Consider the following 14,690-nt stretch of genomic DNA (forward strand, 5'->3'; position numbering starts at 1 on the left):
CACAACAGTATTAAATATAATAGAAAAAAGTGATTAAAAATACATTTGAATCGTTTTCACTGCATCATCTTGCATGATCACTTTTCCATATTCTTTTAGCCGATGAATCGTTAATGTCGTAGGAGAACCAAACTCCGCTAAAATGGAAATGACTGTATCAGCAGACAGTTCTTCAAAATCATCTAGGCTGAGAAAATATTGACCTTCATAATGGTAAACTGTACCCCCTAAAAGCCCAATACGACTTAAACTATGGGACAGTTGAATCACATCTTCAAACGAGGCAAATTGATAGAGCACATGATTACTCTCGTCGAGCTTGACTTGCATCTCAATGTAATCTTCATCAAACTCATCATCATCAGCATCTTCCTGCTGACTCTTTGTGACAATGACGACCATCCCCTGCGCCTGAAGAGAAAATACTTCAACAGCAATCGGTCCACTCGCTTCAAAACCAAGCTCCTGATTCGCCTCGTTCATCATGTCTTTAAACAGCTGATGGACTTTGAACGAATCTTTCCAAAGGTCTTCTTTCGTAAGACCCCGGTCTGTCAGGTCATCTAGTGTGAGAAAAATTTTGATTTTATTATAATTCAGACGCTCCAGTCGCATAACGTTCCCTCCTGCCTCTTCTAAACACACATCATACTGTAGTATATGAGATGATGAGTCATAGGTTCTTAATTTTGTATTCAGTTTACACTGTGTCAAGACGGAAGACAAGCATGAAGCTATGCTTACGGTGACTTTTATGGAAAATATTGAGGGTGCAGCAAGTCATCGCGTTTTTACAGGCATTAAATAGATCAGATGGGTTTCTGGTTCTGCCCCGAGACGCATTGGAATCTTTGTTGTTCCATAGCCATTACTAATAAGAAAAAACGCGCCTTTGACCTGACCTGTTCTTCCTTTTTCATACGGACCAAATTTTCCGATTCGGATCTGACCTCCATGCGTATGACCGCTCAGAACAAGGTCGATTCCCTCTTCTTCACTCATCAAATGATGTACATCTGGGTTGTGTGATAAGAGAATATTCACTTCATCTTTCACAAACTCAGGCCGTATCGCTTCATAATCCGCCTTTTCAAGCCGAATATCATCGATACCTCCAACTTTGATTGGCTGGCCTTCGAAATCCCACACAGCCGTTTCATTTTGCAGAGTCGTGACATCATATGCATGAAGTATCTCTTTAAACTTCTGCTGGTGCAGCTCATGATCATTATTTCCCCAAACAAAATAAACGGGCGCAATTCTTGATAAACGTTTCACATTTTCTTCAATCCTGGCGTAGGGTACACCTTTTTCTGCTAAGTCCCCTCCTACCATAATGACATCTGGTTCTTCTTGTGTGACTTCTGCTAATAATGAGTCACTAATAAGACGCCGGTGTGTATCAGAAATAAAGAAAATCACTGCTGGTCGATCTGATTGAAGTGCTTCTATTGTAAAGTAATGCTTTTTGATGTTGTTTTGTTTTGCCGTTTTCACCATTTTTGCCGTTACACACACACCTGTTGTAACAGCCGCAATGGCGGCAGTAAATCCGATGGCATATTTCATCATAAATGGCTCCCTTGCATTTGTTTCGTTCATAAGACGCTTGAATGAAAAAAGACGTTTCAACTATTAAAACGTCTTTTTACACATTTATTTACTTTCATAATAGAGATTAATGTCATATTGCTTCTGCATATAGTGAAAAACCGCTTCACGCTCTTTCCACTGGTCTGATTGCGGCCATAAGTCTGTGCTTTTTTGTATAATCTCACATCTAAGCCGATGATATTCATCCTCAGCCTTTTCCTCTTTTTTCTTATAGTAATAAGATGCGTAAAAAGCAAACACCTCAGCCATTATCCAAAATAGAAAGATCTCATGACCAAGCAGTGTTGCAATCATCGCTTCCGGCTGAAGAGAGCCTCCCTTATTTGCCGTTATTACAAAATAAAACAAAAGAATCGCCAGCGACAATAGGGCTGTCCATTGCCATCTTTTGCACTGCTTAGCAAAGCCCTCATATTTGTACTTTCTTTTGATCAACGTTTCCATCATTTTCTGTGTCGGCTGATCCATATAGCGGCTGATTACGTGCAATGTCATCACATACACCCTGTCCCTTTTTTCTACATATGTATGTGCTTTTTCATTCGATCATGTCAGGTAATTAGTTTTCCAATGGAATGTTGAGTACTTGACCACTGTATACACTGTTCCCATTTAAATGATTATAGGCTTTAATTTTCTCTTCACCCGATCGGTTTTTGTAATATTTCATCGAGATTCGATATAGGTTTTCCTCTGGGCCCACAGTGTGCTGTACGACACGAACCGGCTTTTCTTCCTGCTTCTTTTTCTCTTCGGCTTCTTTTCGTTTTTTCTCTTCTTGTTGTTTTTGCAGTGCGAGCTGCTGCTGTTCACGCTTTTTCGCAGCTGCGGCTTTTTCACGCTCTTCTTTCTCTTTAGCGGCTTTTTCTTTTTTCTTCTGCTCTGCTTTTTCTTTTGATCGCTGCTTTTCTTTTTCTTCATCTTTCTTTTTCTTCTCTTCATCAGACGCATCCGCTTTATCATCGCTAGCGTCATTTTTTGTTTCGACAAGTGCTGACGGAACTGGGTCTGTGTCAGCACTTGAGGTTTTATCGATGTATACACCTTGATTGTTATTATCGTTGATTTCCTTTGATGTGTAATAGATCAATAGAAAGAAAACAGTGATGACGATGATAGGAAAGATAATAGCCAATGTCGTAAACAAAGGATTGCGCACTTTTTTCGTGCGCTGCTTCTTATATTCATGAAAGTCTTCTCGTGTAGGAAAGTGAGAGTCATCAGAAGGATGTACTTTTTCTTCAAGAATTTCCTCTACATCGTCGTCATGGTTGTTTGTCAGCTGCTCCTTCTTTCTCTGCATTCTCGACATTTCTTCCATGTTCATCCCTCCCCTTATATTTTAAACGAATTTGACAAGCAAAGACTAAGTCAATGACAAAATGAGTCATGACAGGAACAAATAAATTCCCCGTCCACTCGTATAAAAGTCCTAAAAAAATACTAATGGAAACCACGAGGATAAACAAGAGTATTTTTGATAAATAGCGAAAGTGAAGAAGCGCAAACACGATGCTGGCAATCTCCAGCCCAAATTGCTGTTGAACGATTCCGCGAAATAGTATTTCCTCTGAAAAGGCGATGAGAAGTGCTAACCAAACAATATGCGGGATGCTTCGGTTTTTGAACATCTTTTCATTTAAACCGCCATCATCATACATATGAGCGGGAAACACCTTCATGACAATCGCATCCACAATGATGACGAGCAAAGCACCGCCAATTCCATATGTCAGAATGCGCATATCATGAATCTGCCAAAGTGCTGTAAAATCCATCCATTGATCGAACATAAATATGCCTAGTAAAAAAGAAACGATAAGCATGAGGAGCTGCGTGAAATACAGCTGTTCTACGACTTGTCGATCGGTTAATTTTTCAATGATTTGACGATGTTGTTCAATCAATGCTGCGCCTCTTTTGTCAGATGAAACATACGATCCAGCACGGTCTTCCAGTGTTTCATTTCATTCAGCTCCAATGATTGATCTTTTTTTTCATAATCAGACAGGTCAAGTCCGCAAGAAGAGCAGCAATGATCAGAGGACGCATGCTCTGTTTGATTAAGCTGTTCGTGAAAGTATAATAACAGAGATTGTCTAAAGCAGTCATGACCCATGATCCGCTCTTTAAATTGCCACACTTTTCTCAGCTTTTCTGTTTGTCTGTCCTGCAATTTTTCTTTTAGATTCATGAGGATTGCCGGGCGCTGTTCGGACTCATGCATCATGTAATAATGCGTCAGCATTCTTGCACGGGTCTCCTGAAGCCCTGTTTCCATTAATCGTTCACGTAATTTTTTTTCATCATTTGTCTGCATTTGTGTGAGCTGGGCTAAGAAGAAATCAATTTCTGGATCGTCAAATCCTTCTGCTTGGATCAAGTGTTGCTGAATATCTGCATCCTCTTCTGTATATAAAAGAATGCTCACACTGTTTTTCCCGTCCCTTCCCGCTCTTCCAATCTCTTGCATAAATGCTTCAATCGATTGCGGCGGGCTCATATGAATGACAAATCGGATATTTGCTTTATCAATTCCCATGCCAAAAGCACTCGTGCAGCAAATGAGATCAAGCTGGCCGCTGATAAATTGCTGCTGAATGAGCATACGGTCTCCTGCATCCATTCCGCCATGATAAAACTCAACACGCTGATTGGTTTTTTGTTTTATCCAGAGTGCAAGCTCTTCTGTCATTTGCCGGGTCGGGCAATAAATAAGACCTGGTCCTTGCAGGAAGTCCGCAAGCTCAATGGCCCGTTTCTCTTTTGCTTCTTTCGATTCGTGCGCTTCTTTGACGAAGGCAATGTTCGGGCGGTTGACGGAATGAATATGAAATTCTGGATGCTGTAATCTTAGCGTTTGCACTGTATCTTTTAGCGTTTGTTTCGTTGCTGTAGCTGTAAGAGCTAAAGCAACAGGATGACCTAACGCTTCTCTCCATTCTCCCAGCTTTGAATATTCAGGACGGAAATCATGCCCCCATTCTGATATACAATGCGCTTCATCGACGACAAACAGACCAATATGCATCGACTTGAGCTGTTCTAGCAGGACTTCTGACATTAATGCCTCAGGTGCGACGAATAAAAATTTATATGATGGCAAATGCCGAATGATATGTCGTCTCTCCTGAAAAGACAATGTGCTGTTAAGCGCCGCCACTCGTTTTTCTCCGCGCATTTTCATTCGTTCGACTTGATCCTCCATAAGCGATAAAAGAGGCGAAATAATCAGAACTAATCCTTCTGTCATATAGCCAGGAATTTGATAGCAAAGTGACTTCCCTCCGCCAGTAGGCAGCATGGCAACCGTATCTTTTTGATGCAGTACACTTTGAATTATGTCCTCTTGACCCACTTTAAAAGTGTCGTGGCCAAAGTATCGCATGAGCGTCTGATGAAGCTTATCCATTTGCTTTCACCATCCTTGTCAGTGCCAATCGTATTTGAAAATAAGTAAATGGATGCTCGAGTTTTTCTTTAATCAGCTTCATTTTATTTGTTTGAAGCTCCCTGGCTACAGTAAGGATCGCCCGCTGCTCTTCTATACTCACATACGGATCTATTGAAAAGCTTGGCTCATGTATCGACAGCTCCACGATATGATCTTCGATCGTTGCCTTTTTTAGTGAACGAATGTGAGCAATCTGTTCAATATCAAATCCTTTTTGGACAAGCTCAAGTGTTTTATGGGTAGAAGTTGTTAACACGCGTTTGAATTCAAGGTCACCTACGAGCTGCTGCAAAATCGGTGCCTCACCTTTTTGGGCAGATTGAATAAAATAATGGAGTACATTCCAAAAAAGCAGGTACACATACCACACATCTTCTTTCATCCACTCCGCCATTTGCTGATACGTACGCCCGATTCGTTCATTTGAGGTCAATGAATAAACAAAAATCAGTGCCTCTTGATCGCTTAAACAAACAAGGAGCTTTTCTAGTTCATGATGCAGATCTTCTGAAAGCTTGCTTTTCTGCTGATGCTGTTTCAAGAAAGATTTCGTCCAGCTTTGAACCGAGACATCTCTTTGTATTGGAACATATTGATACGATCCAGCCATATAGTGAGAAAGCACTTGTACAAGTAAAGAGAGCCTCATCCATAGCATCTTTGCTTTATCGTGATATTTGGCACCATGAAAATAAGCGGGCATCGGTTTTTCAGAAAAATGCTGGTTTAGCATTCGCTGCCCTGCTTCAGTGATGCTGAATGTCTCATCGTTTTTTCTAATGTAGTGCTTCTCTTCAAGCTTTAAAGCAGAACGATTCAGCTGATCCCTCGTAAACCCCTGGTAACAGCCGAAGTACCTGGAAAGCTCAAACAAGCTGGCATCCTGTATGGTTTGTGATGATTTTTTTCCTTTAAAAAGATGGTAGACAGCACTAATGGAGCGTTCGCCGTTCAATTTATATACGCTGTCCATTAACATGACATCCAAATAATGAAGAGTCATTCATCAAAGCACCTGTCTTCCTGACAAAATTCGAATATTTTCTCCCTTTATTTTAACAGATTTCATACAAGAAGAAATGTTTAAACTCAATTTATGGGGGAAAGTTATGAACAAACCCTTATGTGATAAGCATTCTCAATCACTTTACAGTTGAAATGTGAATTTAAAATCATTACAATAAGGTTTGAGGAAATTGTTTTTTATCGGTGAAACTAAAAAGGTTAAACCATGTGTTCCATCGAACTATCTGGGAGGTATTTTTTAACATGGCAAAATATACAATTGTAGACAAAGACACATGTATTGCTTGCGGCGCATGCGGTGCAGCTGCTCCAGACATTTATGATTATGATGATGAAGGCATTGCATTTGTTACGCTTGACGACAACCAAGGGACTGTAGAAGTTCCAGAAGTACTTGAAGAAGATATGCTTGATGCATTTGAAGGATGTCCAACTGACTCAATCAAAGTTGCGGACGAATCTTTCGAGGGTGACCCACTTAAGCATGAATAGTATAAAAGCCCCTTATGCAGGGGCTTTTTTTATATTAACTATTTTGAAGTCGGCGTTTATTTTCAAACCATGGACGCATTTTCACAAAAATGAAGCTAAACACGATGGTAATGATCATTCCTTTAATAAAGTTAAAAGGTAAGATCCCTGCTGTAATGGTCGTCTTGAGCGCATGATCAGATAGTTCAGGTGCGTTTAAAAACCATGTGTAAGCTGGCAGGAATAAGAAGTAATTTAAAATGCTCATCATCACAGTCATCAGTAATGTACCGATGATCATTGACCATGCCATCCCTTTTGCTGATTTAATTTTTTTGAACATAAAGGCGACTGGTAAGATGAATAATGTGCCTGCAATGAAGTTCGCGACTTGCCCAACTGGAACACCAGACATACTGCCTTGAATGAGATAATGCAGAACATTTTTTAATGCCTCAACGGCAATTCCTGCACCCGGCCCATAAATTAAAATCGCAATAATCGCTGGTATATCACTGAAATCAATTTTCAAATACGCTGGAAGCCCTGGGAAAGGGAAATCCAATAAAATTAACACGAACGAAATACTGCTGAGCATACTGGTGACGACTAAACGTTTTACTTTACTTTGATTCAATATTCTCTCTCCTTTTCGATCAAATCTTTCGAAAAGAGGATTGTTCAATTTCAGCCGCAAAAAAACCGCTCATGAAAACAGGAGCGGGGAATTTTGGCTAGACAAATAAACGTGTGAAAAACCATGTTTTCAACGTTTACGAACCTCCATCTTCTCCCATCCAGACTATACTGTCGGCTTCGGAATCACACCGAATCCTGCCAAAAAAGGCTCGCGGGCTTAGAGACTATGCTCATCACCGCCGGTAGGGAATTGCACCCTGCCCCGAAGATTGATCATTATTCAATTCGACATCATTATATATGATATATGAGCATTTGTACAGATAAAAATCCTGAGCAATTTCATCAGTTTTAAGAAATCGTAAAAAACTTAAAAATTATAATGACAAATGCGCAAAAATTGGTTATCTTTTGTTTAAAGGTGTCCATTCTTTATAAAGATACCAATAAATGTTCGTGTTTTCTTTTTCGCTTTACTGCTTTAATTTGATTGACACAGTGAAAAGGAATATGGTAAATTATCAGATATTTATGACGTTTATTTTAGGAGGAAATCTTACGATGTTTCGAGTATTAGTCTCAGATAAGATGAGCAATGATGGTCTTTTACCACTTTTAGAATCAGATTTTGTTGAAATTGTCCAAAAAAATGTAACAGAAGCAGAAGATGAATTACACACATTTGATGCCTTACTTGTCAGAAGTGCTACGAAAGTGACCAAAGAGCTTTATGAAAAAATGTCTTCATTAAAAATTGTCGGCCGTGCCGGTGTGGGAGTAGACAATATTGATATTGATGAAGCGACCAAGCATGGCGTCATTGTCATCAATGCACCAAACGGTAATACGATCTCCACAGCTGAGCATACATTTGCCATGATCTCTTCGCTCATGCGTCATATTCCACAAGCCAATATTTCTGTGAAATCAAAAGAATGGAACAGAGGCGCATATGTTGGTGCTGAGCTTTATGGAAAATCTCTTGGGATTGTTGGACTTGGCAGAATCGGAAGCGAAATCGCTCAGCGTGCAAGAGCATTTGGCATGACAGTCAACGTATTTGACCCATTTCTCACAAAGGAACGTGCAGAAAAAATTGGTGTCAATGCCAAATCACTTGATGAAGTACTCGAAGTATCAGATATTATCACTGTACATACCCCATTAACAAAAGAAACAAGAGGGCTTCTCAATAAAGAAACAATTGCAAAAACGAAAAAAGGCGTTCGCCTAGTGAACTGTGCGCGCGGCGGTATTATTGACGAGGGTGACCTTCTTGAAGCGCTTGAAAGCGGCCATGTTGCAGGAGCTGCACTCGATGTATTTGAGGTAGAACCTCCTACTGATAATCCGCTTGTAGACCATCCGCTCGTCATTGCGACTCCGCATCTTGGCGCATCGACAAAGGAAGCACAATTAAATGTAGCGGCGCAAGTTTCTGATGAAGTACTTCAATTTGCAAAAGGACTCCCTGTCATGTCATCTATTAATCTACCAGCGATGACAAAAGACGAGTTCAAAAAGATTCAGCCTTATCATCAGTTTGCAGGAAAGCTCGGACGTCTTGTCTCTCAATCAATGAGAGAACCTGTAAAAGAAGTAAGCATCTCTTACGAAGGCTCTATTTCAAAACTCGAAACCTCCTTTATTACAAAAAGTCTCCTGTCAGGCTTTTTAAAAGAACGCGTCGATTCGACTGTAAATGAAGTAAATGCTGGGATGGTGGCAAAAGAACGCGGCATTAGCTTTAGTGAAAAAATTTCTTCCAGCGAATCTGGTTACGAAAACAGCATTTCTATTGAAGTCAAAGGTGACCTTTCAACCTTTACTCTAAAAGCAACCTACATCCCGCATTTAGGAGAACGCGTTGTTTCCATTAATGGATTTAATATTGATTTTTATCCAGATGGACACCTTGTCTACATCCAGCATACTGATGCACCTGGTGTGATTGGAAAGGTTGGACAAATATTAGGCGACCATGATGTCAACATTGCGACAATGCAAGTAGGACGTAAAGAAAAAGGCGGCGAAGCCATCATGATGCTTTCTTTCGACAAACATCTTGAGGACGAAATTGTCAAAGAATTAACCGAAGTGCAAGATATACTTTCTGTCCGTCTGATCGACCTATAAAAAATAATGTTAAACCTCATGCAAATGCATGAGGTTTATTTTGTTGAAATCATTAAACGGTCTCCCGTTCGGATGAGATGAGTAGTAAGCTCATTGATTTTTTTCAATTGTTCCACAGTCATCTCGTGCGCCTTTGCAATCGACCAAAGGGTATCTCCTTGTTTAATGAGATATGTATTGTTTTCATGCCCGTTTACATGAAGAGCCGGCTCTTGGAAACGATCCATCGCAATGATTGTGAGTGGATCTACCGCATCTTCTTTACTGACTGACCAATTACCCTTGTGCACCTCAAAATGCAAATGAGTGCCTCTAGAAGCCCCTGTGTTGCCGATAATGCCGATCGTCTGTCCTGCTTCTACATGGTCATCCTTTTTAACAAAACGCTCGTGTAAATGAGCATAGACGGTTTCATATCCATTTGGATGCTGGATAAACACAACCTCTCCATATGTAGCAGATACATACGAACGCGAGACCACACCTTCACTTGCAGCAAATATGGATTCTCCTTCAGGCGCAGCTATATCTAATCCCTTGTGCGAGCCACCTCTTGTCCCAAACAAATCCGTGACTTCTCCTTTTATCGGCTCTACCCATTCGCTTGTTTTCTGTGCATGAGCAAAAGGCGAAAAAATCAACAGCAAAAAACAGCTGGCACATATGAAGCAATACCTTTTCATCAGTGACTCCCCTTCTTTGAGGTTCTTTTTATGACAGCTTAGTATACAGCAAGGAAGCTATTTTCTATACATCAAAAAAGAACGCAATTTCTTGCGTCCTTTAACGGTCTCTTATAACAACTGGATTCGGCAGAGCCGGCACCTCTATGGGTTCTTCTAATTCATATGGACCAACTTGATCTGCCCCCGCCTGTTGAATGGTGACCTCTGTAAAACCAAAATCTTTCGCTGAGAGCAGCAGACCTTCAATGAGTAGAATATGATCATTTGAGTCCGATAATTGCGCTGATGCTCCAAACGTGATAGTCACATGTTTTCCTTTAGTCGTCACTTTTTTAATCGATTCATCTTTAATTAATGGATCAAGTCCGGCATCACTTGTCCGCTTCATGGCCTCTACCGCATCTTCATACGAAGGATAATGGGTTTTTGAAGGCACTAAAAAAGTCCCGCTTTTGTTGTCTAAAACATAATAAGCGTGCTTTGTTTGTTTCTCAATCGACATTGTTCCAATGCGGCCATTTGCTCCTAATTGAAGTTGAGAACCTTTGGATGTCTTGACCTGTACCTGCTTATACTTACTCCATTTTAGCGTTTCTTTTACCATATCTTTAAACCGGTTGGCTTCTTTTAACGTATCGAGGGACAAATCATTTTTTAACTGAAAGATGAGTGTATCTCCTTTTTCTCGAAGATCTACCATATCAATATAAGATTGAAGAGGTTTTGTCATTTCAGGCAGCTGCACCTGCTCATATGTGTTCATCATTTCCTGCAAATGATCATACTCATCCTCTTTTTCAATGCTAATTGGAACTACCTGAGAGGTTGATTCATCTATGTATGCAATGGTCATATACTTTTGCTGCTGCTTACGAGAAACAACGTGTGAGGGCCCATCAGTCTGTTTGACCGCCTCTAATGTGGCGTTCACCTGACTTTTGTCAGCACTTGTTTCCACTTGCTTATGATGATCTTGAGCAGCCGGCTGAAATAAATGAGGAGAAATCAAAAACGCCATAAATAAAACCACAACGGTTGCGACCGCTGGACCAATCCATTTGGCACTTTTCTTTTTCTGCCCGCTTGCCATCAGCATCTGCTGGTATATCTGCTTAGATGAACGGTTGTCCTCCACCTTTGGAAGCTGACTTAGTAACACCTTGATTCGTTCTTCGCTCCAATCGGACCTGTTCGTTTTCATTCACTAGCTCCTCCTTCAAAAGCTCCATATGTTTTCGGAGCACTTTCAGGCCTCGGTGCTGCGTTGTTTTGACTTTGCTTTCCGAGAACTTTAGCGCCTTTGCCGTCTCCATGATTGAGTAGCCCTGGATAAATCTTAAAATAATGACAGCTCGTTGATCAATTGTGCAATGATCAAGTGCGGCATAGATTTCTTTTACATTTTCATCCTGTACAGCTAGTTCGTCTGGGAGCAAGTCTGGGTCCTTTACATCCTGCTTATCCCAATCAAACGTGCCGAGTACCCGTTGTCTAATGGTTTGCTGTTTGCGAAACCAATCAATCGCCACATGCCTTGCAATTGAAAACAGCCAAGTTTTCTCGCTGCTTCTTCCTTCAAAAGTTTTATATGAGTGAAGTACCCGGATGTAAACCTCCTGAACGAGATCCTCTGCCTGATTTTTATCTTTAACCATATAAAATAAAAACTGGTACAAATCTTGATGGTACGAATCATATATTTTTTGAAAGGTTTCATGCATAGGAAACCCCTCCGTTCACTTATTTTTGTCGATTGACTCTTACAAAACGTTACATTACAACTTTATGACAAATATATTACAAGTTCGACAATTTGGGAAGGGCTTTTTGTTTAACTTCTCCTTAAAAATATGAAAATAAAAAAACACTTCTTTTTTTCGAAAAGAAGTGCCAGATTGTTGACAAAGAGCTAAAATGATCTTTATTTTAGCCCTTTGTCTTCTTTTCAGCGTGATAGAAAACCTTTGCAGTCTAGGAAGGGCGAGTACCGGAGCGGAGCGAATTTGACATTCGTGAGCACCGGAGCGCAGACCTGACACCGAATGCGAGGGTTTGTCTACACGCTGACACTTCTTTTTTTCGAAAAGAAGTGTTTCTCATGTAACAAGATTCTTCGTCAGGATTAGACGAGTTCCTGCTTTTTTCTCGGAATATAAAAGGTAAAGTGTGTACCTGTACCCGCTTTGCTATGTGCATGAATGGAGCCTTGATGCGCTTCTACGATGTTCTTCACAATCGCAAGACCAAGCCCAGTACCAGAACGCCCTCTTGTTCTTGCCTTATCCGCTTTATAGAAACGTTCGAAAATAAATGGCAGATCCTCTTCCGGGATTCCGCTTCCCGAATCTTTTACATCCATTTTCAGACCGCTTTCCACCGATTGAACCGAGAAGTGAACCTCTCCGCCCTCTGGTGTATGACGAATGGCGTTATCAATGAGATTCGTAAACACCTGCTCAATCTTATCCGGATCGAGTACAAAGTGCGGTTCATCCACTTGAATGTCATATGTGAGATCAACTTGTTTTTCTTTCGCAATACCGAGAAACTTGCGGTAAATCTTCTCGGTCAGCTCTTCTGTATCTGTCGATTCAAGATTAAGTGTAATATGGCCCGCTTCCATTCTCGCTAGATCTAGAAGGTCATTCACAAGACGTCCCATTCGAAGTGATTCGTCGTAGATAATTTGCGCAATCTCTTTCTTTTCCTCTTCTGAGCCTGCAATATCATCTACAATCGCCTCACTATACCCTTGCAGCATGGCAATTGGTGTACGAAGTTCATGACTGACATTGGCAATGAAGTCTTTTCTCAGCTTATCAAGTCTTCGTTCCTCTGTCATATCACGAAGGACCGCAACTGCTCCCCTGACATCCTGCTGATTATAAAGCGGGGTCATGAGAAGAACCCAGGTACGTCCTTGCAGCGTGACTTCGATCATTTGCTCTTTTTCTGTGCTGACGGCTGTATGAAACAGTTCTCTCGCTTCTGGTGGCAGTTCATCTCCATCTTTGATCTTCATATTTTGCTCGTAATACCATGCCTGCAAGAATCGTTCTGCAGGAGGATTCGTCATGAGAATCGTTCCATCAATATTGATGGTGATGACACCATCAGCCATACTGCTTAAAATGTTGGACAAATGTTCTTTTTCTTGATTTAAGGCTGTGATATGGAATTTAAGCTGCTTGCCCATTTGATTAAAGGCGATGGCCAGTTCTCCAATTTCGTCTTGCGTTAATATAGGAATCTTGGTATCAAATTTCCCTTTCGCCAGATCCTGTGCCCCCTCTCTCATCTTTCTGAGAGGATAGGTGACACGTGTTGATAAGAAGAAAGCGAAGATAGTGGTCAGAATAATGGCAATTCCGGCTGCTAGGAAGATATAACGCGTCGTATGTTTCGTTGTTTGTTCTACAGCGAGTAATGATTGAGAAAGAAAGACCATGCCTTTTTTTCCGTTTGCCTCAAATGGAACACCGACGACAATTCGTTCATCTTTCTGATTGCCTGCATTTGGTTCTGCACGTTTACTGATTTTTTTACGATCTTTTAGTGCTTGATTTAAATCACTGTCCGCTTCAATTTGTTTCTTTGTAATCGCAGGAAGCTTCCCGTCTTTTTCAGACGAATACCACTCTAGCCCGTCCTCTTGGATAATCGCAATACTCGTCAATTTGTCAGCAAGCTCTGATGTAATCGACCTTGCGAGCGATTGATCCTCATGGCTTTCTAAAATGACCGCTACTTTGTTTGCCATTTGAGTTAAATCTGACTTTGCTTCTTCTACATGGTAATTCTCAATGAACTCTAAAAGAAGCACGGTTAAAATAGATAAAACGATCAGGACGAGGAAGAGAATGGTTAACCATAGCTTTCCAACGACACTTTTCCACAGTTTCATTCAGCGCCGACCTCAAATTTGTACCCGACACCCCATACCGTCACGATTTTTTTCGCAGCTTCTGGTGACACTTTATTCAGCTTTTCGCGAAGTCGTTTGACGTGGGTATCGACTGTTCTCAAGTCTCCAAAGAATTCATACTGCCATACTTCTTTTAACAGCTTCTCTCTGTCATAAACCTTATCCGGTGTTTTCGCAAGGAAATATAAAAGCTCATATTCCTTCGGCGTGAGACTGACTTCTTTGCCATCAGCCGTCACTCTATGCGCATCGTGGTCAATTGAAAGATGAGAAAACACAAGTACATCTTTTGTTGTTGTCCCAGTATTGAGATAAGACGTTTGAGAAGATCTTCTGAGCAATGCCTTCACACGTAAAACAACTTCACGCGGGCTAAAAGGTTTTACGATATAGTCATCCGTTCCTGCCTCAAACCCTTGGACGCGGTTGGCTTCTTCTCCTTTTGCCGTCAGCATAATGATTGGAGTCGCTTTTTTGTCTCGAATTTGATTACACACTTCGATTCCATCTGTCCCAGGCATCATTAAATCGAGTAAAATGAGGTCATAATCTGTTTGGAGTCCTTTTTGAATCGCCTCATCTCCATTTTCTGCTTCATCGATTTCATAATTTTCACGTTCTAAGTACATTTTTAAAAGGCGGCGAATTCTTGCCTCATCATCTACGACTAATATTTTCGTTTGAGTTGTGTGTTCCATTAGACAATCCTCCTGCTTTCTCCGTTGTTACATTCATTTTA

General features: G+C 40.8%; 15 protein-coding genes and 1 riboswitch. Of the genes, 2 read left to right on the forward strand and 13 right to left on the reverse strand.

Features of this window, described 5'->3' with window-relative positions:
- Positions 1-33: 33 nt before the first annotated feature.
- The 7 genes from C6Y01_RS06040 to C6Y01_RS06070 all read right to left on the reverse strand — a co-directional run bounded on the left by C6Y01_RS06040 (position 34) and on the right by C6Y01_RS06070 (position 6,071).
- The gene (locus C6Y01_RS06040; protein WP_034661102.1) at positions 34-615 is read right to left on the reverse strand and encodes a genetic competence negative regulator; all 582 of its coding nucleotides are present in this window, start codon (positions 613-615) and stop codon (positions 34-36) included.
- Positions 616-780: 165 nt separating this feature from the next.
- Positions 781-1,569 (reverse strand): metallophosphoesterase, encoded by a 789-nt coding sequence (locus C6Y01_RS06045; protein ID WP_034661982.1) that lies wholly within the window; start codon positions 1,567-1,569, stop codon positions 781-783.
- An 87-nt stretch (positions 1,570-1,656) separates the two neighbouring features.
- The gene (locus tag C6Y01_RS06050) at positions 1,657-2,109 is read right to left on the reverse strand and encodes a DUF2663 family protein (protein ID WP_034661104.1); all 453 of its coding nucleotides are present in this window, start codon (positions 2,107-2,109) and stop codon (positions 1,657-1,659) included.
- Between the two features lie 64 nt (positions 2,110-2,173).
- Positions 2,174-2,935, reverse strand: a complete 762-nt coding sequence (locus C6Y01_RS06055) for a LysM peptidoglycan-binding domain-containing protein (protein WP_034661106.1) — start codon at positions 2,933-2,935, stop codon at positions 2,174-2,176.
- Positions 2,880-3,521: a CPBP family intramembrane glutamic endopeptidase gene (locus tag C6Y01_RS06060; RefSeq protein ID WP_034661108.1), complete on the reverse strand. Its 642-nt coding sequence runs from the start codon at positions 3,519-3,521 to the stop codon at positions 2,880-2,882. The genes C6Y01_RS06055 and C6Y01_RS06060 overlap by 56 nt, the downstream gene beginning before the upstream one ends.
- A complete protein-coding gene (locus C6Y01_RS06065; protein WP_106037945.1) occupies positions 3,518-5,026 on the reverse strand; it encodes a RecQ family ATP-dependent DNA helicase in 1,509 nt (502 codons plus the stop codon). Before C6Y01_RS06065 ends, C6Y01_RS06060 begins: the two co-directional genes overlap by 4 nt.
- Positions 5,019-6,071, reverse strand: a complete 1,053-nt coding sequence (locus tag C6Y01_RS06070; protein ID WP_106037946.1) for a YpbB family protein — start codon at positions 6,069-6,071, stop codon at positions 5,019-5,021. Before C6Y01_RS06070 ends, C6Y01_RS06065 begins: the two co-directional genes overlap by 8 nt.
- A gap of 266 nt (positions 6,072-6,337) precedes the next feature.
- Here C6Y01_RS06070 and C6Y01_RS06075 point away from each other — a divergent pair, with 266 nt between their 5' ends.
- Positions 6,338-6,586 carry a ferredoxin gene (locus C6Y01_RS06075; RefSeq protein ID WP_003215700.1) on the forward strand — a complete coding sequence of 83 codons (249 nt, stop codon included), beginning with the start codon at positions 6,338-6,340 and terminating at the stop codon, positions 6,584-6,586.
- Positions 6,587-6,620: 34 nt separating this feature from the next.
- On the opposite strand, the gene fmnP is transcribed toward C6Y01_RS06075, so the two are convergent.
- Positions 6,621-7,202, reverse strand: a complete 582-nt coding sequence (gene fmnP, locus C6Y01_RS06080) for a riboflavin transporter FmnP (RefSeq protein WP_034661112.1) — start codon at positions 7,200-7,202, stop codon at positions 6,621-6,623.
- Positions 7,203-7,346: 144 nt separating this feature from the next.
- Positions 7,347-7,478: riboswitch (FMN riboswitch) on the reverse strand.
- A gap of 287 nt (positions 7,479-7,765) precedes the next feature.
- On the opposite strand from fmnP, the gene serA reads away from it, so the two are divergent.
- Positions 7,766-9,340 carry a phosphoglycerate dehydrogenase gene (serA, locus tag C6Y01_RS06085; protein WP_106037947.1) on the forward strand — a complete coding sequence of 525 codons (1,575 nt, stop codon included), beginning with the start codon at positions 7,766-7,768 and terminating at the stop codon, positions 9,338-9,340.
- A 35-nt stretch (positions 9,341-9,375) separates the two neighbouring features.
- Here serA and C6Y01_RS06090 read toward each other — a convergent pair whose 3' ends face one another.
- From C6Y01_RS06090 to C6Y01_RS06110, 5 genes are all read right to left on the reverse strand, one after another.
- Positions 9,376-10,023 carry a M23 family metallopeptidase gene (locus C6Y01_RS06090; RefSeq protein WP_106037948.1) on the reverse strand — a complete coding sequence of 216 codons (648 nt, stop codon included), beginning with the start codon at positions 10,021-10,023 and terminating at the stop codon, positions 9,376-9,378.
- A 100-nt stretch (positions 10,024-10,123) separates the two neighbouring features.
- The gene (locus C6Y01_RS06095; protein WP_106037949.1) at positions 10,124-11,227 is read right to left on the reverse strand and encodes a sigma X negative regulator; all 1,104 of its coding nucleotides are present in this window, start codon (positions 11,225-11,227) and stop codon (positions 10,124-10,126) included.
- Positions 11,139-11,747: an RNA polymerase sigma factor SigX gene (sigX, locus tag C6Y01_RS06100; RefSeq protein ID WP_034318821.1), complete on the reverse strand. Its 609-nt coding sequence runs from the start codon at positions 11,745-11,747 to the stop codon at positions 11,139-11,141. Before sigX ends, C6Y01_RS06095 begins: the two co-directional genes overlap by 89 nt.
- A 401-nt stretch (positions 11,748-12,148) precedes the next feature.
- Entirely contained in the window at positions 12,149-13,930 is a 1,782-nt protein-coding gene (locus C6Y01_RS06105) for an ATP-binding protein (protein WP_034661118.1), read from the reverse strand.
- On the reverse strand, positions 13,927-14,649 hold the full coding sequence (locus C6Y01_RS06110) for a response regulator transcription factor (RefSeq protein ID WP_003215596.1): 723 nt from the start codon (positions 14,647-14,649) through the stop codon (positions 13,927-13,929). The genes C6Y01_RS06105 and C6Y01_RS06110 overlap by 4 nt, the downstream gene beginning before the upstream one ends.
- Positions 14,650-14,690: the final 41 nt, after the last annotated feature.

The organism is Bacillus sp. NMCC46 (assembly GCF_002998465.1).
Taxonomy (GTDB): Bacteria; Bacillota; Bacilli; order Bacillales; family Bacillaceae; genus Bacillus.

Coding starts and splice junctions, on each gene's coding strand:
- C6Y01_RS06040 (WP_034661102.1), bottom strand. CDS start 615: ATGCGACTGGAGCGTCTGAATTATAATAAAATCAAAATTTTTCTCACA.
- C6Y01_RS06045 (WP_034661982.1), bottom strand. CDS start 1,569: ATGAAATATGCCATCGGATTTACTGCCGCCATTGCGGCTGTTACAACA.
- C6Y01_RS06050 (WP_034661104.1), bottom strand. CDS start 2,109: ATGACATTGCACGTAATCAGCCGCTATATGGATCAGCCGACACAGAAA.
- C6Y01_RS06055 (WP_034661106.1), bottom strand. CDS start 2,935: ATGGAAGAAATGTCGAGAATGCAGAGAAAGAAGGAGCAGCTGACAAAC.
- C6Y01_RS06065 (WP_106037945.1), bottom strand. CDS start 5,026: ATGGATAAGCTTCATCAGACGCTCATGCGATACTTTGGCCACGACACT.
- C6Y01_RS06070 (WP_106037946.1), bottom strand. CDS start 6,071: ATGACTCTTCATTATTTGGATGTCATGTTAATGGACAGCGTATATAAA.
- C6Y01_RS06075 (WP_003215700.1), top strand. CDS start 6,338: ATGGCAAAATATACAATTGTAGACAAAGACACATGTATTGCTTGCGGC.
- serA (WP_106037947.1), top strand. CDS start 7,766: ATGTTTCGAGTATTAGTCTCAGATAAGATGAGCAATGATGGTCTTTTA.
- C6Y01_RS06090 (WP_106037948.1), bottom strand. CDS start 10,023: ATGAAAAGGTATTGCTTCATATGTGCCAGCTGTTTTTTGCTGTTGATT.
- C6Y01_RS06095 (WP_106037949.1), bottom strand. CDS start 11,227: ATGAAAACGAACAGGTCCGATTGGAGCGAAGAACGAATCAAGGTGTTA.
- sigX (WP_034318821.1), bottom strand. CDS start 11,747: ATGCATGAAACCTTTCAAAAAATATATGATTCGTACCATCAAGATTTG.
- C6Y01_RS06105 (WP_034661118.1), bottom strand. CDS start 13,930: ATGAAACTGTGGAAAAGTGTCGTTGGAAAGCTATGGTTAACCATTCTC.
- C6Y01_RS06110 (WP_003215596.1), bottom strand. CDS start 14,649: ATGGAACACACAACTCAAACGAAAATATTAGTCGTAGATGATGAGGCA.